The organism is Zoogloea sp. (assembly GCF_023150065.1).
GTDB lineage: Bacteria > Pseudomonadota > Gammaproteobacteria > Burkholderiales > Rhodocyclaceae > Zoogloea.
Genome location: NZ_JAKLLN010000020.1, coordinates 53,649 through 75,124, shown reverse-complemented (window position 1 = coordinate 75,124; position 21,476 = coordinate 53,649). Strand labels below are relative to the sequence as shown.

General features: G+C 66.6%; 9 protein-coding genes. 6 read left to right on the top strand and 3 right to left on the bottom strand.

Going from position 1 to position 21,476, the window contains the following annotated elements; genetic code table 11:
* The first annotated feature begins 4 nt into the window (after nucleotides 1–4).
* The 3 genes from L6Q67_RS18880 to L6Q67_RS18870 are packed head-to-tail and all read left to right on the top strand — an operon-like array spanning nucleotide 5 to nucleotide 14,548.
* Nucleotides 5–910 (top strand): efflux RND transporter periplasmic adaptor subunit, encoded by a 906-nt coding sequence (locus tag L6Q67_RS18880; RefSeq protein WP_296573184.1) that lies wholly within the window; start codon nucleotides 5–7, stop codon nucleotides 908–910.
* A gap of 4 nt (nucleotides 911–914) precedes the next feature.
* Nucleotides 915–13,013 (top strand): cadherin domain-containing protein, encoded by a 12,099-nt coding sequence (locus L6Q67_RS18875; protein ID WP_296573180.1) that lies wholly within the window; start codon nucleotides 915–917, stop codon nucleotides 13,011–13,013.
* Complete coding sequence (locus L6Q67_RS18870) at nucleotides 13,010–14,548, top strand: GGDEF domain-containing protein (protein ID WP_296573177.1); 1,539 nt, start codon at nucleotides 13,010–13,012, stop codon at nucleotides 14,546–14,548. The genes L6Q67_RS18875 and L6Q67_RS18870 overlap by 4 nt, the downstream gene beginning before the upstream one ends.
* An 81-nt stretch (nucleotides 14,549–14,629) precedes the next feature.
* Here the strand turns inward: L6Q67_RS18870 and L6Q67_RS18865 are convergent, their stop codons facing one another.
* From L6Q67_RS18865 to L6Q67_RS18855, 3 genes are all read right to left on the bottom strand, one after another.
* Nucleotides 14,630–15,049, bottom strand: coding sequence for a biopolymer transporter ExbD (locus L6Q67_RS18865; protein ID WP_296573175.1), 420 nt, complete (start codon nucleotides 15,047–15,049; stop codon nucleotides 14,630–14,632).
* Nucleotides 15,046–15,774 (bottom strand): MotA/TolQ/ExbB proton channel family protein, encoded by a 729-nt coding sequence (locus tag L6Q67_RS18860; RefSeq protein ID WP_296573172.1) that lies wholly within the window; start codon nucleotides 15,772–15,774, stop codon nucleotides 15,046–15,048. The genes L6Q67_RS18865 and L6Q67_RS18860 overlap by 4 nt, the downstream gene beginning before the upstream one ends.
* Before the next feature lie 67 nt (nucleotides 15,775–15,841).
* Nucleotides 15,842–16,600: an energy transducer TonB gene (locus tag L6Q67_RS18855; protein ID WP_296573169.1), complete on the bottom strand. Its 759-nt coding sequence runs from the start codon at nucleotides 16,598–16,600 to the stop codon at nucleotides 15,842–15,844.
* A gap of 317 nt (nucleotides 16,601–16,917) precedes the next feature.
* Here L6Q67_RS18855 and L6Q67_RS18850 point away from each other — a divergent pair, with 317 nt between their 5' ends.
* Genes L6Q67_RS18850 through L6Q67_RS18840 form a run of 3 tightly spaced genes read left to right on the top strand, consistent with a single transcriptional unit; the run spans nucleotide 16,918 to nucleotide 21,472 of the window.
* Nucleotides 16,918–19,422: a TonB-dependent receptor gene (locus L6Q67_RS18850; protein ID WP_296573166.1), complete on the top strand. Its 2,505-nt coding sequence runs from the start codon at nucleotides 16,918–16,920 to the stop codon at nucleotides 19,420–19,422.
* Nucleotides 19,423–19,481: 59 nt separating this feature from the next.
* The gene (locus L6Q67_RS18845) at nucleotides 19,482–20,816 is read left to right on the top strand and encodes a histidine kinase (RefSeq protein WP_296573162.1); all 1,335 of its coding nucleotides are present in this window, start codon (nucleotides 19,482–19,484) and stop codon (nucleotides 20,814–20,816) included.
* A complete protein-coding gene (locus tag L6Q67_RS18840; RefSeq protein ID WP_296573159.1) occupies nucleotides 20,813–21,472 on the top strand; it encodes a response regulator transcription factor in 660 nt (219 codons plus the stop codon). Before L6Q67_RS18845 ends, L6Q67_RS18840 begins: the two co-directional genes overlap by 4 nt.
* Nucleotides 21,473–21,476: the final 4 nt, after the last annotated feature.

Below are 21,476 nucleotides of genomic sequence, written 5' to 3'. Positions count from 1 at the left end.
AGCTATGAACAGATGGTTTGCGGCCTGGGTGATATGGAGCTGCACGGGGCTGGCTGTCGCCGCGCCGTCGAGCTCCCCGGCGCCGGCCCTCGGATGTCTGATCGAACCGGACCGGGTGGCCGATCTGGGCAGCCCGGTCATCGGGGTGCTGGAGGGCCTGCGCGTCGATCGGGGCGATGTCGTGCGCAAGGGCCAGGTGCTGGCCATGCTGCGCAGCGACGTGGAACGCGCCACCGCCGAGGTGGCCCGGACCCGCGCCATGGCCGAGGCGGATCTCAATTCCGCCGAGGCGAACCGGGACTTTGCCCGCCAGAAGCTGAAGCGTGCCGAAGATCTGGTGGCGCGCAACTTCCTCGCCCAGCAGGCCCTCGACCAGGCCCGCACGGAGTTGCAGGTCAACGAGCAGAAATACCAGCAGGCCCGGGAGCAGCAGCGGGTGTGGGGGCGCGAACTGGGCGTCGCCCAGGCCCAGGTCGGGCTGCGCAGCATCCGCAGTCCCTTCGATGGCGTGGTGGTTGAGCGTTACCTCGCCCAGGGCGAGCGCGTCGAGGAAAAGCCGATCTTCAAGATCGCCCGCATCGACCCGCTGCGGGTCGAGGTGATTGTTCCGGCCGCACGCTTCGGCACCATCCAGACCGGGGATCTGGCCAGCGTCGCACCGGATCTGCCCAACACGCCCCCCCAGGAGGCGGCCGTGACCTTGGTGGACAAGGTGGTGGATGCGGCCAGCAACACCTTCCGGGTGCGCCTGCACCTGCCCAATCCCAACAACCGGCTGCCGGCCGGTCTGCGCTGCCGGATCACGTTTGCCGAGCCGGCCCAGCCCGCACCCGCAGCCGAACGCCGCCTGCAGGGCGGCCTGCGCCTGGAGGCGACGCTCAGTCCGGTACGACCAAAGCCGCGCCCCTGATGCCATGGACAGCCATCACCGACGCCGGGCGCTGATCGAGACCTTCGAGCAGCGCATTCTCTATTCTGCGGACCCGCTTCCGTCCCCTGCGCTTGCCTCGGCCCTGGTGGGCTTCGAACAGAACAGTGACGGCGCGACGGTAGATGGCGGCGGTGTCGAACTGGTGTTCGTGGATACCCGGACCCCGGATCTGCAACTCCTGCTGGATGACCTGGAAGCCCAGCGCCAGGCGGGTCGGGATCTGGAAATCATCCTGATCGACCAGGACGAGGACGGCATTGCCAGGATCTCCGATGCGCTGGCCGGGCATCACGATGTGGCCGCGGTGCACCTGGTGGGGCATGGCAGCGAGGGCCTGATCGAGCTCGGCGCGAGCCGGCTGGACATGGACGTGCTGCTGCGCCGGGCCGAGGAGATTGCCGGCTGGGGGGATGCCATCGTCGCTGGCGGGGACCTGCTGCTCTACGGCTGTGATGTGGCTGCCGGGAGCGACGGCGAAGCCCTGGTCACCACCTTGAGCCAGCTGACCGGCGCCGACGTGGCCGCCAGTATCGACACCACCGGGAGCGCGCAGCTCGGTGGTGACTGGGACCTCGAACGCCAGACCGGCGGCATCGAAGCCCAGCCCTTCGCCTCCGCCAGCCTGCAGGCCGAATGGGGCGGCGTGCTCGGCGTCGTCACCCAGGGTGGTGAAACCCTGGTCAATCAGAATACCGGCGGCAGCCAGGGCAATCACTGGTCGAGCAAGACGCTGGGCATGGACAGCAGCGGCAATTACGTCGTGGTGTGGATCGACGGATCCGGTGCCGACAGCAGCGGCCAGGGCATCTACGCCCGGCGCTACGACGTGAACGGAACGGCGCTGAGCAACGCCTTCCGGGTCAATACCTACACCTTCGACAACCAGCGCAACCCCCAGGTGGCCATGGCGGCCAACGGCAATTTTGTCGTGGTGTGGGAGAGCATGGGGCAGGACGGCAGCAACTACGGCATCTACGCCCAGCGCTACAACGCCAGCGGCGTGGCCCAGGGAAGCGAGTTCCGCGTCAACACCCTGACCACCGACGACCAGCGCGAACCCGCGGTGGCCATGGACGCCAACGGCAACTTCGTGGTCACCTACCAGGCATGGGCGTCGGGCAACAGCAGTTGGGGGGTGCTGGCCACCCGCTACAACGCCAGCGGTGTGGCCCAGGGGGCCGAGTTCGTGGTTAACACGACCCTCAATTTCGACCAGATGGAGCCCAGCATCGCCATGGACTCGGCGGGCAATTTCGTCATTGCCTGGCAAAGCTATGGTCAGGAAGGCGCCACCGACGGCATCTACGCCCAGCGCTACAACGCCAGCGGCGTGGCCCAGGGCGGCGAGTTCCACGTCAACACCACTACGGCGGACAACCAGAACCTTCCCACCGTTGCCATGGACAGCAGTGGCAACTTCGTCATCACCTGGGAAAGCAACGCCCAGGATGGCAGCCTCCAGGGGATCTACGGCCAGCGTTACGACAGCAGCGGCGTCGCCCAGGGGGGGGAGTTCCGCATCAACACCACCACAGCCAACGCCCAGCAGAACCCGGTGGTAACCATGACCGGTGGTGGCAGCTTTGCGGTCACCTGGCAAAGCACGGCCCAGGACGGCAACCTGGAGGGGGTATACATGCGTCTCTATGACGCATCGGGCAACCCCGTCACCGCCGAAACGCGGGTCAACACCACCACCACGGGCGACCAGTATTCGCCAAGCATCATCTCCAACCAGAACGGCCGAATGGTGATCGCCTGGCAGGGCAACGGCAGCGGCGATGGTGACGGCGTCTTCATGCAGCACTACACCTACGGCTTTCCGCCGGTGCTGACCCTGTCCACCGGCAGCGCCACCTACGTGGAGAACGCCGCCGGCCTGTCCGATGCCGGGGCCACGGTGACGGACCCCAACACCACCGTCTTCAATGGTGGCCAGCTCATCGTTCAGCTGACCGCCAACGGCACGGCGACGGATGAGCTGGGTATCCGCAACGACGGGGTCGGTGCGGGGCAGATCGGTGTGTCCGGCGCCAACGTCACCTACGGAGGGGGCATCATCGGCACCTTCAGCGGCGTGTTCGGCAACGGCAGTACGCCGCTCACAGTGACCCTCAATGCCAACGCCAGCGTGGCCGCCACCCAGGCCCTGGTAAGGGCGGTGACCTACCGGGACACCAGTGAAGCCCCCTCCACCCTGAGCCGCACCCTGCGCCTGACGCTCTCCGACGGCACCGGCTGGACCAGCGATCCGGCCACCATCACCATCGCCGTCGTGGCCCAGAACGACGCGCCCATCCACACCTTGCCGGGCCCCCAGAGCACCCCGATCAGCACGTCCCTGGCTTTCTCGTCGGCCAACGGCAACCTCATCTCGGTCAGCGACGTCGATGCGGGCAGCAGCAACCTGCAGGTCAGCCTGAGCGTCAACAACGGCACGCTCAGCCTGAGCCGCATCACCGGCCTGGGCTTCACCGCCGGCGACGGCACGGCGGACAGCGCGATGACCTTCACCGGCAGCCTGGCCGACATCAACGCGGCCCTGGACGGCCTGGTGTATGCCCCCACCGCCGGCTACAACGGCGCCGCCAGCCTGAGCATCGCCACCAGCGACCTGGGCAACACCGGCAACGGCGGAGTCCTCAGCGACAGCGACAGCATTGCCATTCAGGTGGGGGCGGTACGCTTCCAGCAGGATGTGGCCGGCTATACCGGCACCGTCGACACCTATGTCAGCGACGGGGCCACCGGCAGCAGCTTCGGCAACGCCACCACGGTGATCGTGGACGACGGCTCACCGGTCAATCAGGGCCTGCTGCGCTTCGACAGCATGTTTGGCAACGGGGCAGGGCAGATCCCCTTCGGCGCCACCATCAATTCAGCCTCCCTGTCTTTCTACGTCATCAACCGGGACGCTGCCGACACCGTGTCCCTGTACACCATGCTCGGGGCGTGGTCGGAGGCCTCGACCTGGGACAGCCTGACCTCAGGTGTGCAGATGAACGGCACCGAGGCCGCCAGTTCGCCCCTGAACACCTTCAGCGCCGGCGTGTCCGGCTGGAACACCATCAACGGGCTGGCCAGCTCGGTGCAGGTGTGGGCCGACAATGGCGCCAACCAGGGCTGGCTGCTGGCCTCGGCCAGCCCCGGTGCCGACAACTGGACCTTTGCCTCGTCGGAGTACGCCACGGTCAGCCTGCGGCCCTACCTGATCATTTCGTACACCGCGCCGGTCGCACCCACCATCACCAGCAACGGCGGTGGTGCGACCGCCAGCATCAACGTTGCCGAGAACACCACGGCAGTGACCACGGTGACCGCAAGCGACGTGGACAGCTCCGCCGCAGAACTGAGCTACAGCATCGTCGGCGGGGCAGACTCGGGCAAGTTCAGCATCAACGCCAGCACCGGCGTCCTGCGCTTCGTCACCGCCCCCAACTATGAGGTGCCCACCGATACGGGTACCAACAACGTCTACGACGTGATCGTCCAGGTCAGTGACGGCTTCCTGAGCGACACCCAGGCCATCGCCGTCACGGTGACGCCGGTGAATGACAACACACCGGTGATCACCAGTGACGGAGGCGGCGCAACGGCGGCCATCAGCCTGGCCGAGAACACCCTCGCGGTCACCACGGTGACCGCCACCGACGCCGATCTGCCCGCCCCCACGCTCACCTACACCATCATCGGTGGTGCGGACTCGGCCCGCTTTGCCCTCAACAGCAGCACCGGGCAGCTCAGTTTCGTGGCCGCCCCCAACTATGAATCGCCCACCGACGCCGGCGCCAACAACGTCTATGACGTGACCGTGCAGGTGTCGGATGGCATCAACACCGACACCCAGGCAATTTCGGTCACCGTCACCCCGCTCAATGACAACACCCCGGTCATCACCAGCAACGGCGGCGGTGCAACGGCAAACATCAGCATTGCGGAGAACACCACCGCGGTCACCACCGTCACCGCCAGCGATGCCGATCTGCCCATCCAGACACTGACTTACAGCATCTCCGGCGGCAACGATGCCGCGCGCTTCTCGATCGGCAGCAGCAGCGGCGTACTCAGTTTCGTCACGGCCCCCAACTTTGAAGCGCCAGGCGACTTCGACGCCAACAACATCTACGACCTGATCGTCCGGGTTTCGGACGGCTCCCTCTCCAGCACCCAGGCCATTGCCGTCACCGTCAGCAACGTCAATGAGGCGCCGGTCCTCAATGCCACGCCGGCGGTCACCCTGACACCGGTCGCCGAAGACGCCGGCGCGCCGGTGGGGGCCGTCGGCACTCTGGTATCCGCCCTCGTGGATGCAGCCGGCGGTGGTGGCTGGGACAACGTTTCGGACCCCGATGCCGGAGCCAGTACCGGCCTGGCGCTGGTCGGCGCCAATGCCGCCTCCGGCACCTGGTATTACACGATCAATGGCGGCAGCACCTGGAACGCCCTCGGCACACCCTCGACGGCCAGCGCACGCCTGCTCGCCGCCGATACCCAAACCCGGGTGTACTTTGCCCCGAGCAGCAATTTCAACGGCAGCATCGCCAACGCCCTCAGCTTCCGGGCCTGGGACAGGACCAGCGGCAGTAACGGAGGGCTGGCCGACACCAGTACCAATGGCGGCGCCACCGCCTTTTCGAGCGCCACCGATACCGCCGCCCTGACCGTGAGCGCCGTCAATGACGAGCAGACCCTCGTCACCAATACCGGCGCCACCTTTGCCGAAGGTTCGGTGGGCAATCTCGTCACCAGCACCATGCTGCGCACCACCGATGTGGACAACACCGCCGCCCAGCTGGTCTACACCCTGGGCAGTGCCCCCACGGTGGGCACGCTGTACCGCAACGGCGTGGCGCTGGGGGCAGGGGGGACATTCACCCAGGCGGACGTGGACAACAACCTGCTCACCTACACCCACGGTGGCGGCGAAAACACCGCTGACAGCTTCTCGTTCACCGTGGATGACGGTGCCGGCAGCGTCTCGGCAGCCAGCTTTGCCATCACCATCACCGGGGTCAATGACAACGCACCGGTGATCACCAGCAATGGCGGCGGGAGCAGCGCGTCGATCTCCATGACGGAGAACAGCACCGCAGTGACCACGGTGACAGCCACCGACGCCGACATCCCGTCCAGCACCCTGAGCTACAGCATCGCCGGCGGGGCCGACGCAGCCCTCTTTGCCATCAACCCGACCACCGGCGTCCTGCAGTTCATCTCGGCCGCCGACTACGAGACGCCCCTCGACGCCGATGCAGATAACGTCTACCAGGTCATCGTCCAGGCCAGCGACGGCAGCCTGACGGACACCCAGGCCCTCACGGTCACCATCAACGACGTGGTCAATGAGCTGGTCGTCACCACCGCCGCCGACCTCGCCGATGGCGACACCTCCAGCATCACCGCGCTGCTCGCCGACAAGGGGGGCGACGGCAAGATCTCCCTGCGTGAGGCCATCCTCGCCGCCAACAATTCGGCAGGCACCGACACCATCACCTTCGCCATCGACACAGGGCCGCAGATCATTCACCTGAGTACTGTGCTGCCGGCCATCAATTCCGTCATCCATATCGAAGGCACCTCCCAGACGGGCTACGCCGGCACGCCCCTGGTCATGCTCGACGGCGCTTCGGTCGGCGCCGGGGCGGCGGGCCTGGAATTCAGCGCGGGCAGCAGTGGCAGCAGTGTGCGCGGGCTGGCCATCGGCAACTTCAGCCTCTACGGCATCCACGTCAACCAGGTTTCCACCATCACCATCGCCGGCAACTACCTCGGTACCGACCTGAGCGGCGGGACCGCGGCAGGCAACGGCATCGGCCTGTTCATCTCGGAATCGGGCAACAACCTCGTCGGCGGCACCTCGGCGGCGGATCGCAACATCATCTCCGGCAACACCGGCGGGGGCCTGGTGCTGAGCGGCGCAACCGCTACCAATAACGTCGTCCAGGGCAACTACATCGGCCTTGACCGCACCGGCACCCTCAACCTGGGCAACGGCGGTGACGGGGTGTCGGTAACCGCCTCGGCGCGCAACAACCTCATCGGTGGCACCACCCCGGCCGAGCGCAACGTCATTTCCGGCAACGCCGGCTCGGGTGTGCGGATCTACAGCACCTACACCGACTTCAACACCGTCTCGGGAAACTACATCGGCACCAACGCGGCCGGCACCGCCAACATCGGCAATGCCGGGCGCGGCGTGGAGCTGGAGGGCGTAGCGGGCAACACCATCGGCAGCCTGAGCGCCGGCGGAGGCAACCTGATCTCGGGTAACGCCGGTGACGGCGTGCTGGTGGAAACGGCGAGCGACGGCAACTTCATCTACGGCAACACCATCGTTGCCAACGGAGAGGAGGGCATCCAGGTGTGGGGTGGGGCGACCAATACCGTCATCGGTGATGCCACGCCGGGCGGTCGCAACATCATCTCCGGCAACGCCATGCAAGGCATCGGAATCTACGGCTTCACCACCACCGGAACCGTGGTGCGCGGCAACTGGATTGGCGTAGCCGCCGATGGTGTGAGTGCCAACGGCAACGCCAAACAGGGCATCCATGTCTCCCAGGCCTCCAACGTCATGATCGGGGGCGCCAACCCGGGCGAAGGCAACGTCATCGCCAACACCGGAGCACTGCTTCCGGGGGTGAGCCTGTCCGATGGGGCCACCGGCGTCGTCATCATCGGCAATTCGATCTATGGCAGCGGTGCCCTGGGCATCGACCTGGAGGGCGACGGGGTCACCGCCAATGATCCGGGCGACGCAGACGTGGGCGCCAACAACCTGCAGAACACGCCGGAGCTGCTGTCGGCGTTGCTCACTGGCAGCGACATCGCCCTGTCCGGCACCCTCAACAGTCTGGCCAACACGCGTTTCCGCATCGAGTTCTTTGCCAACCCCGGCCCCCACGCCTCCGGCTACGGAGAGGGGCGCAGCTACATCGGCTTCGTCGACGTTCTCACCGACGCCAGCGGCAACGCTAGCTTCAGCCCGACCTATGCGGGCGCCCTGCCGGCGGGCAGCCAGTACTGGATTTCATCCACCGCCACCCGCCTGGACGCGTCGAGCAACTTCATCGAGACCTCCGAGTTCTCCGCCAGCATCCCCACCAACCCCCCGGTGATCACCAGTGATGGCGGCGGAAGCAGCGCGGCAGTCTCCGTGGCCGAAGGTACGACAGTGGTGACGACGGTAACGGCCGTCGATCCGGACGGGGCTGCCCAGACGATCACCTACAGCATCGTCGGTGGCAGCGACGCCGCCCACTTCACGATCAACGCCAGCTCCGGTCTGCTGGAGTTTGCGGCGGCACCCGATTTCGAAACCCCGGCCGACGCCAACGGCGACAACCTCTACGAGGTGATCGTGCGCGCCAGCGATGGCCTCGGGGGCACCGACAGCCAGGCCATCAGCGTGAGCGTCACCAACGTCAACGACGATCCGGCCTTCAGCTTCCTGTCCGGCAACCTGGATTACGCCGAGAACGCTGGCGCAGTCATCCTTGCCCCGACGGCAAGCGTGACCGACCCCGATTCCGCCGACTTCGACGGAGGCCGGCTGGTGGTTTATTTCTCGTCCGGCGGGCAGACCGAAGACCGCATCGCCCTCCGCAACGAGGGCTCCGGCGCCGGGCAGGTCGGAGTGAGCGGCAATACGGTGAGTTTCGGCGGCGTGCAGATCGGCAGCTGGAGCGGCGGGCAGAACGGCGCCGTGCCCTTCGTCGTGAGCTTCAACGCCAGCGCCACCCAGGCTGCGGTCCAGTCCGTGGCACGCAACATCACCTACCAGAACGTCTCCGATGCGCCCTCGGGCACCGTGCGCAACCTGCTGGCCTACGTGGAGGACGGCGACGGCGGCAGCAGCGCCATCGCCAGCGGAACGGTCACCCCCATCCCGGCCAATGATGCGCCGCTGATCACCTCCGATGGTGGCGGCGCAACGGCGGCCCAGAGCGTCGAGGAGAATGCGAGCTTCGTCACCACCGTGACGGTCTCGGACCCCGACGGGCCCGTGGCGGTGTTCAGCATCGCGGGGGGCAACGACAGCGGAAAATTCACCATCGACAGCAACACCGGCGTGCTGCGTTTTGTCAGCGCGCCCGACTTCGAAGCCCCGACGGATGCGGATGGCAACAATGTCTATGAGGTGATCGTCCAGGTATCGGATGGCAGTGGTGGCGTGGACACCCAGGCGCTGTCGGTCAGTGTCACCCCGGCCAACGACAATGCACCGCAGATCACCAGCAATGGCGGTGGGGCAAGCGCCGCCATCAACCTTGCTGAGAACACACTCGTGGTCACCACGGTGACCGCCACCGACGCCGATCAGCCCGCCCAGACCCTCAGCTACGCCATCGTCGGCGGCGTCGATGGCGCGCTCTTCAGTATCGACGCGGCAAGCGGCGTGCTGAGTTTTGACACACCACCCGATTTCGAGGCGCCGGGCGACGCCAACGCCGACAACACCTATGAAGTCACCGTGCAGGTTGCCGACGGCGCCGGCCTCACCAGCACCCAGAGCCTCTCCGTCACCATTACTCCGTCCAACGACAACGCCCCCGAGATCAGCAGCGATGGCGGCGGCGCGACAGCATCGATCAGCGTCGCCGAGAACACCACGGCCGTAACGACCGTTACCGCCACCGACGCCGACCAGCCGGCCCAGACCTTGAGCTACAGCATCGTCGGCGGTGCCGACGCCTCCCACTTCCAGATCAATGCCAGCACAGGCGTGCTCAGCTTCCTGACCGCGCCTGATTTCGAAGCGCCCACGGATAGCGGCGGCAACAACGTCTACGACCTGATCGTCCAGGTTGCCGACGGTCAGGGAGGAACCGACACCCAGACCATCGCCGTGACGGTCACTCCGGTCAACGACAGTGCCCCCGTCATTACCAGCAGCAGCACCGCCAACGTGGCCGAAAACACCACCGTCGTCATGACCGTGACGGCGACGGATGCCGACCAGCCTGCCCAGGCCCTGAGCTACAGCATCATCGGCGGTGCCGACGCCGCCCACTTCCAGATCAACAGCACGACCGGCGTCCTCAGCTTCCTCACGGCCCCCGACTTCGAGGCACCCACCGACGCCGGTGGCAACAACGTCTACGACGTGATTGTGCAGGTTGCCGACGGTCAAGGCGGAACCGACACCCAGGCCATCGCCGTGACGGTGACCTCGGTCAATGACAGCGCGCCCGTCATCACCAGCAGCAACGCTGTCAGCGTGGTCGAAAACACCACGGCCGTGATCACCGTGACGGCGACCGACGCCGACCAGCCCGCCCAGACGCTGAGCTACAGCATCGTCGGCGGTGCCGACGCCGCCCATTTCCAGATCGACAGCGCGACCGGCGCCCTCAGTTTCCTGAGCGCTCCCGACTTTGAAGCCCCCACGGATAGCGGCGGCAATAACGTCTACAACGTGATCGTGCAGGTCGCCGACGGCCAGGGCAGCACAGACACCCAGGCCATCGCCGTAACAGTCACGTCGGTCAATGACAGCGCGCCCGTCATCACCAGCAGCAACACCGCCAGCGTGGCCGAGAACAGCACGGTCGTGATGACCGTCACCGCAACCGACGCCGACCAGCCCGCGCAAACCCTGACTTACAGCATCGTCGGCGGCTCCGACGCCGCCCACTTCCAGATCGACGCCAGCACCGGCGTACTCAGCTTCATCACTGCGCCTGATTTCGAGGCGCCTACGGATAGCGGCAGCGACAACATCTACAACCTGATCGTGCAGGTCGCCGACGACCAGGGCAGCACCGATACCCAGGCCATCGCCGTCACGGTGACCTCCGCCAACGACAGCGCCCCGGTCATCACCAGCAGCAATACCGCCAATGTCGCCGAGAACACCACGGCGGTGATGACCGTCACCGCCACGGACGCCGACCAGCCCGCGCAGACGCTCACCTACAGCATCGTCGGCGGTGCCGACGCCGCCCACTTCCAGATCGACGCCAGCACCGGCGCGCTCAGCTTCATCACGGCCCCCGACTTCGAGGCGCCCACCGACGCCGGTGGCGACAACATCTATGACGTGATCGTGCAGGTCGCCGACGACCAGGGCAGCACCGACACCCAGGCCATCTCCGTAACGGTGTATTCGTCCAACGACAGCCCCCCACTGATCACCAGCAGCAACACGGCCAACGTCGCCGAGAACACCACCGCCGTGATGACCGTAACGGCCACCGACGCCGACCAGCCGGCACAGACCTTGAGCTTCAGCATCGTCGGTGGTGCAGATGCTGCCCGGTTCGTGATCGACGGGGCCAGCGGTGTGCTGCGCTTCGTAACGCCGCCCGACTTCGAGCGGCCGGCGGATGCGGGCAGGAACAACGTCTACGACGTGATCGTCCAGGTATCGGACGGCACACTGAACACCACGCAGAGCCTGACTATCCAGGTCACGGCGCTCAACGAGGCCCCCCAGGGCAGCAATGGCAGCATTGTTCTGGACGAGGACGACAGCCACACCTTCAGCACCAGCGACTTCGGCTTCTCCGACCCGGGCGACAACAACACCAACCGCCTGGCCGCCGTGCAGATCGTGGGCCTGCCTTCCCGTGGTGTGCTCAGCCTGAATGGTCAGGCGGTCGCTGCGGGCCAGTGGATCGCAGCGACCGACATCGCATCCGGGCAACTGCGATACACCCCGCCGGCCGACGAAAACGGAACGGCCTTCGCATCCCTGGGCTTCCGGGTGCGGGACGACGGCGGGACGGCAAACGGAGGCGTGGATACCGAAGCCGGAACCCACACCCTGAGCATCAACGTCACACCGGTCAGCGACACCCCGGTGGGCGTGGAAGACGCCTACACCCTGGACGAAGACAACAGCCTCCAGATTGCGCAGGGCGGGGTATTGGCCAACGACACCGACCCCGACGGCATGCGCCTGAGCGCCGAGCTGGTGGAGGGGCCGGCCAACGGGCGACTGGAACTGACCGCCGATGGCAGCTTCCGCTACACCCCCAATGCCGACTGGAACGGCACCGACAGCTTCAGCTACCGCCCGACGAATGGCCAGGAGACCGGGGAAGCGGTACGGGTCAAACTCACCGTCACCCCTGTCAATGATGCGCCAAGCCTGGTGAAGGCCACCTTTCAGGTCAGTTCGGGCGGCAACGTGACCCTGGGAGGCGATGCCATCCAGGCCACGGACGTGGACTCTGCCCAAGGCGATCTGCGTTATACCGTCGTCCGCACGGAGAACGGACACTTCGAGCTGAGTTCGGCCCCCGGCCAGCTGGCCTCCGCCTTCTCCCAGGCCGACCTGCTGGCCGGCCATGTCGTCTTCCGCCACAACGCCTTTGCCGACAAGCCGGTGGTGGTGCTGCAGGTCAGCGACGGGCAGACGACCGGCAATGAAATGGCTGTCACCGTGGGCTTCACACCCGCCGGCTCGATTGACACCGGGGAGTTGCCCGCCGCGGCGCCCGTGCCCGGCCCCGTGCTCAACACGCCCAAAACGCCGGCACCCTCTGCAACGACACTGCCCAAGCCGGCCTCACCCGGCCCTGGCGGTACGCCCCTGACCCTGATGGACAATCCGGCAGACGGGGAGGGCGGCAACGGGCTGCAGCGCAATGATGCGGCGGACGGCGCGGGCCCCAACCGTCGCTACCCCCTGGCATCCCTGGTGCGCTTCACTCAGGCCCAGATCACCCTCACCCTGGGTGCCAGCCCGGACGGCGCCTTGATGGAATTCATGCTCAGTGGCCAGGACCCGGCAAGCGGCGGCACCTCCGCCAGCTCCCGCATCGATACGGATCGCACCAAGCAGGCGCCCCTTGCCGAGCCCTACGCCGACGTCCAGATGGCGCTGCGGGCGGTGGAGCTCTCCGGCATCGTCCTGTCGGTGGGGGCCGTGTGGTGGGCGACCCGGGCTGGTGGGCTGGTGGCCGGCCTGCTCATGGTGGCACCGGCCTGGCGCACCTTCGACCCCTTGCCGGTGCTGGGCCCCGAAGACGAGGATGAACGGGACTGGGGCCGCCAGATGGACGACGAGATGACCCGGGACGAGATCGGCGTGGCCGACTTGTTCGACCAGGAGAGAGAAGGGCTGGCTCGATGAAGATTCCGTTTCCCACCCTCAACCCCATCTCCCGGATTGCCCTGGGCCTCGTGGCCCTGGTGCTGTCCATGCTGATGGTGGTCGACATGGTCTTTGGCCTGATCCCCGACCGGGCGGATCTGGCCCGGGAGATCCGCCAGCAGATCAGCGAAGGTCTGGCCGTGCAGTCGGCCGCATTGCTGCAGGCGGGAGATGTCCCGACCCTGCAGCAGACCCTCGGGGAGGTGCTGAGCCGCAACAAGGAGCTGCGTTCCCTCGCGGTGCGACAGCACGGTGGCGGCATCGTTGCCCGCGCCGGGGAGCACGAGCGCTACTGGCAACCGCCGGAGGACGGCTCATCCACCCTGACCCAGGTCCGCGTACCCGTCCTCTCCGACGGCAAGCCCTGGGGCGAGGTCGAGCTGAGCTTCCGTCCTGTGCTGCCCGAAACCCTGGCCGGATGGCTCAGCTATCCCCCCCTGGTGGCCCTGGGCACGATAGGCCTGGGGACCTTTCTGGCCTTCTATCTCTACATGCGGCGGGTGCTGGAGTACCTCGATCCGTCCACCGCCATTCCCGACCGGGTGCGTACAGCCTTCGACACCCTGGCCGAGGGTGTGCTGATCCTGGACAAGCAGAGCAGGGTGGTGCTGGCCAATCGGGCATTTCGCAATCTTCACCCCCAGGCTCAGGAAGAGATCACCGGCAAGCCCGTGGTTGAAATGGAATGGCTGGTGGGGGGCTTTCATGTGGCACCGGGTGAATTCCCCTGGTCCCGGGCCATGGCCTCCCGAACCAATATCAGCGACGAAACCCTGGAGATCGCCCGCCCCGGTGAAGAGGAGCCAGTTCGCACCATCGTCGGCTGCTCGCCGGTTCTCGATGGTCACGGCCGGCTGCGGGGGTGCCTGGTGAGCTTTTCCGATGTCACGATGCTTCATCGCATCAACGACCAGTTGCTTGTCACCCTGACCGACCTGGAGAGCTCCCGGGAAGAGATCCGGCGCCAGAACGAGGAGCTCCATCGTCTGGCCACCCGCGACCCGATGACCGGCTGCCTCAACCGCCGTGCCTTCTTCGGCAGCGCCGACCCGCTCTACGCCCAGCTGAAAGAGAACGGAGAGGAGGTGTGCTGCATCATGAGCGACATCGACCACTTCAAGTCATTCAACGACCGCTACGGCCATGCGGTGGGCGACCAGGTGATCAAGTCGGTGGCCAAGTGCCTGGGCTCCGAGCTGCGCGAGGTGGACATGCTGTGCCGCTACGGCGGCGAGGAGTTCTGCATCATGCTGCCCGGCTCCACCCCCGAGCAGGCGCTGGACGTGGCCGAGCGGCTGCGGCTGGCCATCGAGCAGCACGCCGGCGCGGCGGTGCGCGACATTCCGGGCATCCGCATCACTTCCAGCTTCGGTGTCGCCTCCATCCGCCTCGGCGCAAAAGACCCGGCCGAACTGATCGACCAGGCCGACAACGCCCTCTACCAATCCAAGCAGAACGGCCGCAACCGGGTGTCCCTGTGGGCCGGAGAGCGTTCGGTGGGCGCCGAACACTGACCACGGGCGCAATGAAAATGGCCGGAGGATGCATCGTTGCTGATGCGTCCTCCGGCCATTGACGGTCACCTGACCCGGGCTTCAGTTCTTTGCCGGTTCCGTCACGAAGGCCACCTTGCCCAGGCCATGCCGGCTCGCCGCCGACAGCAGTTGGGCCACATGGTCGTACTCGGCGTGCTTGTCCACCCGGAGGTGCAGCTCGGGCTGGGGCTGCAGGGCGGCCGTGGTGCCCAGGCGGGCATCCAGGGCGTCGAGGGCCACGCTCTCACCGTTCCAGCTCAGGCCACCATCGGCATTGATGGAAAGGTTGATCTTCTCCGGTTTGATCTCTTCCTTCTGGCTGCTGGCCTTGGGCAGGTCCAGCTTGACCGCATGATTTATCACCGGCACGGTGATGATGAAGATGATCAGCAGAACCAGCATGACGTCCACCAGGGGCGTCATGTTGATCTCCGACATCACATCTCCGTCGTCGTCGAAGTCGCTGCTCTGGAAGCTCATTGCGCTTCCTTCCGGGCCGGCAGGGGATGGACGCTGGCCGGGTTCTTGCGAACCTTGCCGCCGGTCACCAGGTAGGCGTGCAGATCATGGGCGAAGTGCTTGAGGCGGGCCAGGATCTCCTTGTTGCCACGCACCAGGGCGTTGTAACCCAGCACCGCCGGGATCGCCACGGCCAGGCCGCCCGCAGTCATCACCAGGGATTCACCCACCGGGCCGGCGACCTTGTCGAGGGTGGCCTGACCAGCGGCGCCAATACCGATGAGGGCGTGGTAGATGCCCCAGACCGTTCCGAAGAGACCGATGAAGGGCGCCGTCGAACCGACCGAGGCGAGGATGGACAGGCCGGACTGCATGCGGCTGGTGGTGTCGTCGATGGACTGGCGCATGGTGCTGGTGACCCAGTCGTTGAGGTTGAGCACGCCGTGCAGTTCGTTCTGGTGATTGACGTGGTGGGTGACGGCCTCGGTGCTGCGGCTGGCCAGATCCCGGAAGGGGTTGTCGGCCTGCTGGGGTTCGAGGGCAGCCATGCCTTCGTCAAAACTGGTGGTGTGCCAGAACTTCTTTGCCCCGGCGCTCATGCGACGCAGCTGCATCAGCCCCCAGGCCTTGACCAGGATGACCGACCAGGAGGCGAGGGACATGACGACCAGAATGATCGCCACCGCGTGGGAGACGCCATCCCCCTGGGCCCAGATCTGGCCGATGCTGAAAGTGTTTTCGTTCATGAGAGTTCCTTTGCGGGGATGAGCCTGATGGGAAGGTGAGAAGGGAGAAGGGAGAAGGGAAAACGGGTCAGGAATTCAGCGAGAAATCAATGGGGACGCGGACAGTGCCGGCCACCGCCTGATCGCCCTGGCGGGCCGGGACGAAGCGCCAGCTGCGCAGCACCGTGTCGCGGGCAACCTCGTCGAGGCGGGCGAAGCCGCTGCTCTTGGCGATGGTCACCTCGAGGGGCTTGCCATCGGCACCGACGTGCACCCGCAGCATCACCCGGCCTTCCTCACCCATGCGCCGCGACAGGCGGGGATATTCCGGGATGGGGTTGGAGAGGTAGGCTGCGTCGAAACGCGGGGCGACCACGGCCACCGGGGCCTCGCGGGCCGGGCTGGGCGCCGGCGCGGCAACCGGCGCTGGGGGTGCAGCCGGCGCTGTGGCTTCCACCGGATTGGTCGTGGTGGCCGCCGAAGTGAGCACTGGCGGCGTGTTCTGGCGAACCTGCGGAGCGGGGGCCTTGGGCTGGACGGTCGGCTTGAGCTTCTTCTCGGGTGCCTTTACCGGCTCCTGACGGGGTGTCGGGGCCGGCTTCTGGGGCTCGGGCGTCACCAGGCTGACCGTCATCAGGGGCTGCGGGGGAATGACCACCGGCGGGCTGCCCTGGGATATGGTGTGCACGATGGCCGCCAGCATTCCCGCATGGAGCAGGGTTGCGACGCCGACACCGACAGCGGTGCGGCGTGTGCCCCCGGCGGCCGCGCCGGCCCGCTGCTGAACCAGAAAGGGTGCAGGCAGATCCACCCCGGCGGGGCCCTGCGCAGTGAGGGCAAGATTCATGTCGATCTCCATCCAGTGAAGGTGTGTTCCTGGCTGGCTTGCAACATGCGCTGGCTGGCAAGTGGCTGGCTGGCTGAGAGTGGCACCGCTGCGCGGCCGGGCCGGCACCGCGCGAATACAAATGCGAACAATTCGCATTTTATTGACTGTGCTGCGACGCGTCAACGGAATTTGCCGGGCTCTGCAACGGCGCCACCAGGCACCGAGGCACGGTACTGGCGGGGTAGGGGAGCAAGGTCGGGAATTTCTCCCATGGTCGAAGGGGGAAGGTGCCGGTAGTCTGCGTTCCACCAAAAAGAATATGGAGACTGCCCTTCATGCAACGCCATCCTTCCCCCTCGTCCCATCCCCGCGTGCGTCCCCTGGTGCTGGCACTGGCTGCCGCCTTTGCCACCAGCGCCAACGCAGCCGACAGCGTGCAGAGCGTGGCCCCCACCGTCACGGTGATCGGCCAGACACCTCTGCCGGGTCTCGAGCAGCCGGTCAGCCACATTGCGGCACCGGTTCAGTCCTTCAGCGCCCGGGAGATCGACGACAGCATGGCGCTGGACATCTCCGCCTTCATGAACCGCCGCCTGAACGGCGTGCATATCAACGAGACGCAGGGCAACCCCTTCCAGGCTGATGTGAACTACCGGGGCTACACCGCCTCGCCGCTGCTCGGCACGCCCCAGGGCCTGTCGGTGTACTTTGACGGGGTGCGCATCAACCAGCCCTTCGGTGACGTGGTGAGCTGGGATCTGATCCCCCGCTCGGCGATTGCATCCATGAACATGATGCCGGGCTCCAACCCCTTGTTCGGGCTCAACACCCTGGGCGGGGCTCTGGCCATCCAGACCAAGGAAGGGCGCACCCACGCCGGCACGTCGGTGCAGGCCAGCGCCGGCTCTTACGGGCGGCGGGCGGTGGAGTTTGAACACGGTGGCTTCAACGACCAGGGGCTGGAATGGTTCGTCACCGCCAACCAGTTCCACGAGAACGGCTGGCGCACCAATTCACCGTCTGACGTGCGCCAGGTGTTCGGCAAGTTCGGCTGGCAGGACGCCCGCACCGACCTCGACCTGAGCGTGGCCTACGCCGACAACAAGATGAACGGCAACGGCCTGCAGGAGAAGCGCCTGCTGGAGCAGGACTACAGCAGCATCTACACCCAGCCCGACATCACCAAGAACCGGTCGATGTTCCTCAACCTGACCGGCAAGCACAGCCTCAACGACCAGACCCTGCTGTCGGGCAACATCTACTATCGCAAGATCACCAGCTCCACCTACAACGGCGACATCAACGAGAACGCCCTGGAAAACTCCGTTTACCAGCCCAGCCTGAGCGAACGCAACGCCCTGACGGCCGCCGGCTACAGCGGCTTTCCGACCAGCGGTGCCAATGCCGCGAACACGCCCTTTCCCTACTGGCGTTGTCTCGCCAACGCCCTGCTGGCCGACGAGCCCAACGAGAAGTGCACCGGTCTGATCAACCGCTCCCGTACCGACCAGGAAAACTTCGGTATGTCGGGCCAGGCGTCGGTGGCGGGGGAACTGGCCGGCCGCAAGAACCTGTTCATCGTCGGTGCAGGCTACGATCAAAGCAACCTGCACTTCCAGCAGTCCGGCCAGTACGGCTACATCAACGCCGACCGCAGCGTGACGCCGGTCGACGCCTGGGCCGACGGCAGCCAGAACGCCGGTGCCGGCGAAACCGCACTGGACTCCCGTGTCAGCCTCAATGGCCGCACCCGCACGGTCAGCGTGTTTGCCACCGACACCCTGTCGCTCAACGACTACTGGCACGCCACCATGTCCGGGCGCTACAACCGCACTACGGTCAAGAATCGCGACAACCTGAACCCCGGCGGCGGCTCCGACTCCCTGGACGGCAACCACAGCTTCAACCGCTTCAACCCGGCCGTCGGCGTCACCTTCACCCCGTCGCGCAGCTGGAATGCCTACGCCGGCTACAACGAAGGCAGCCGCACCCCCACCGCCATCGAACTGGGCTGCGCCAACCCGGAAAACCCCTGCAAGCTGCCCAACGCCATGGCCGGCGACCCACCCCTCAAGCAGGTGGTCACCAAGACCTGGGATCTGGGCCTGCGCGGGCAGTTCGACGCATCCAGCCGCTGGAACCTGGGCGTCTTCCGCGCCACCAGCCACGACGACATCCTGTTCGTTGCGGATGACCAGCTCGGCTACGGCTACTTCAAGAACTTCGGCAAGACCCGCCGCCAGGGCGTTGAGGCGGGTGCGAGCACCGCCATCGGCGCCCTCAGCCTGGCCGTCAATTACACCTTCCTCGACGCCACCTATCGCTCATCCGAGGAAGTCGGTGGCGCCGGCAACAGCACCAACGAGGAAGGTCCGGGCCTTGAAGGCACCATCGACATCAAGAAGGGCAACCGCATTCCGCTGATTCCCCGGCACCTGCTCAAGGCATCCGCCGACTATCGCTTCACCCAGGCGTTTTCCATGGGCGCCGACCTGATCGGCGTGTCGGGCTCCTACGCCCGCGGCAACGAGAACAACCAGCACCAGCCCGACGGCACCTATTACCTCGGCTCCGGGCGCTCCGCCGGCTACGCGGTGATGAACCTGAGTGCCCGCTACCGGGTGAATCGCCAGCTCCAGGTCTTCGGGCAGATCAACAACCTGTTCGACCGGGAGTACAGCACCGGTGCCCAGCTCGGCTCCACGGCCTTCTCGGCGGCCGGTGGCGTGGTGGCCCGGCCCTTTGGCGAGGTGGGAGGCGAGTACCCGCAAGTGGGCTCCACCTTCTACGCGCCGGGAGCCCCCCGGACGGCCTGGATCGGCGTGCGCTACAGTCTCTGACGCTTGTTCATCAGCTTGGGCTCCTGCGGGAGCCCGCTTTCCATCGGGGGTGACCGCGCATGGACATGACCAGCCTGTTGATGCGGCGCTCCGCCTGGATCTTCCTCGCCTGTTTCGGAGTGGCCCTGGCGCTGGCCACCCTGCGCGCCCAGAGTGACATCCGCCGGGAAAGCCAGGGGGCAGACCAACTCGCCCACCTGGTCGGCGAACTCTCGGCACTGCAGAACATCGCGCCGGAGGCCCTCGACAGCCAGGTGGCCAAGCTGCGCAGCATCAGCCGCTCGGGCAGCCTTCGCCACCTGGACTTCCAGCTCGAGGACGGGGCAGGGCAGATCCTGATCCCCGCGCCGCCCACCGCGTCCGATGCCATGGCGGGGCGCACGCGGCTGCTCCTGCAACGCAGCGACGGCAGCCGCTTCCAGGCCACCCTGATTGCCAATCCGACCAGCGAGCAGGAGGAGGCGGTTTCCGACATCATCGGCATGGCCGGGCTGTTCCTGGCCTTCGGGCTGGCCATGCTGGCCGGACTCTACGCCGCGGTGCGCTATGCCTTCGGCCCCCTGCGGGGCATCGTCGGGGCCATCGCTGCCTTTCGCAAGCAGGACTTCAGCGCCCGCCTGCCACGCCTGCCGGTGCGCGAGCTGGACCACATTGCCGGTGCGCTCAACCACCTGGCCGAAGCCCTGGCCGCCGCCGAAGCCCGCCAGAAGCACCTGTCCCTGCAGATGCAGACGCTCCAGGAGGACGAAAGGGCGAGCCTGGCCATCGAGCTGCACGAACACCTGGGCCAGGGGCTCACCGCCCTGCGCGCCAACATCGCCTATCTGCTGCGGCAGACCACCGAGGCCCCCCGCCTGCACGCCGCAGTGCGTGACATGGAAGCCCAGACGGCGGCAATCCATCGGGAAATCCGCAGCCTGCTGCGCCATCTGCAGCCCGACGCCGGCAGCCAGTCGGGGCACACCAGCGTCGACCTGCAGCCACTGCTCCACGAGCTGGTCAAAAGCTGGCAGGATTCGGCCGGGCAGGGCACCCGCTTCCACCTCAGCGTGACGCCGGGCACCCTGTACCTGCCCCGTGAAACCAGCCTGATCGTGTATCGGATGACCCAGGAAGCCCTCGCCAACATTTCCCGCCACGCCAACGCCACCGCGGTGGACATTTCGGTCTGCATCGACCCCGACGACCCCGCCATGCTGCGCTGGCAGATCTCGGACGACGGTGTGGGCATGGCCTCACCGGACGCCGCCATGAGCCACGGCAACGGCCTCGCCGGTATCCGCGAGCGGGTCTGGGCCCGGGGTGGTCAGCTCGACATCGCGCCCCGTACTGCCGGGGCCGCCCGCCCTGGCCTTAGCCTGTCGGTGCGGCTGCCCCGTGGCGAGCTGTCATGAACGTCGCGCAGGAGGCTCTACCCGACGTGCTGAGGGTGGTGCTGGCTGACGATCACGCGGTGGTCCGCACCGGCTACCGGCGCCTGCTCGAACTCGAGGACGACATGCAGGTGGTGGCCGACTTCAGCGACAGCGACTCGACCTGCCAGTGGTTTTCTGGCCACGAAGCCGATGTGCTGGTGCTCGATCTGTCGATGCCCGGACGCGGCGGCCTGGAAACCCTGGCCCGGGTCAAGGCACGCCGGCCGGCGCTCAAGGTGCTGATCTTCTCCATGCATGACAACCCGGCCATGGTTGCCCAGGCCCTGAAAGCAGGGGCCGACGGCTATCTGACCAAGAGCAGCGAACCCGACGCCCTCATCGACGCCGTGCGCCAGGTGGCGCGGGGTGAGCGGGCCCTGTCGGCGGACATTGCCGACGCACTGGCAGGGGAGGGCGGGCAGGCCGGGCATCTCACCCTGTCACCCCGCGAGTTCGAGATTTTCAGGCTGCTCGCCGCAGGACGCACGGTAGAGGAAATCGCCAGCCGGCTGTTTCTCAGCGCCAAGACCGTGGCCAACTACCAGACCGGCATCCGCCAGAAAACCGGGCTGGCCACCGCCCTGGACATGTATCGCCACGCCGAGGCCCACCGACTGCTCGACGGCAGCGAATAAGCCC

Excerpts from the sequence above, each read along its gene's own strand:
- L6Q67_RS18880 (WP_296573184.1), top strand. The coding sequence starts at position 5 with ATGAACAGATGGTTTGCGGCCTGGGTGATATGGAGCTGCACGGGGCTG.
- L6Q67_RS18875 (WP_296573180.1), top strand. The coding sequence starts at position 915 with ATGGACAGCCATCACCGACGCCGGGCGCTGATCGAGACCTTCGAGCAG.
- L6Q67_RS18870 (WP_296573177.1), top strand. The coding sequence starts at position 13,010 with ATGAAGATTCCGTTTCCCACCCTCAACCCCATCTCCCGGATTGCCCTG.
- L6Q67_RS18865 (WP_296573175.1), bottom strand. The coding sequence starts at position 15,049 with ATGAGCTTCCAGAGCAGCGACTTCGACGACGACGGAGATGTGATGTCG.
- L6Q67_RS18860 (WP_296573172.1), bottom strand. The coding sequence starts at position 15,774 with ATGAACGAAAACACTTTCAGCATCGGCCAGATCTGGGCCCAGGGGGAT.
- L6Q67_RS18855 (WP_296573169.1), bottom strand. The coding sequence starts at position 16,600 with ATGAATCTTGCCCTCACTGCGCAGGGCCCCGCCGGGGTGGATCTGCCT.
- L6Q67_RS18850 (WP_296573166.1), top strand. The coding sequence starts at position 16,918 with ATGCAACGCCATCCTTCCCCCTCGTCCCATCCCCGCGTGCGTCCCCTG.
- L6Q67_RS18845 (WP_296573162.1), top strand. The coding sequence starts at position 19,482 with ATGGACATGACCAGCCTGTTGATGCGGCGCTCCGCCTGGATCTTCCTC.
- L6Q67_RS18840 (WP_296573159.1), top strand. The coding sequence starts at position 20,813 with ATGAACGTCGCGCAGGAGGCTCTACCCGACGTGCTGAGGGTGGTGCTG.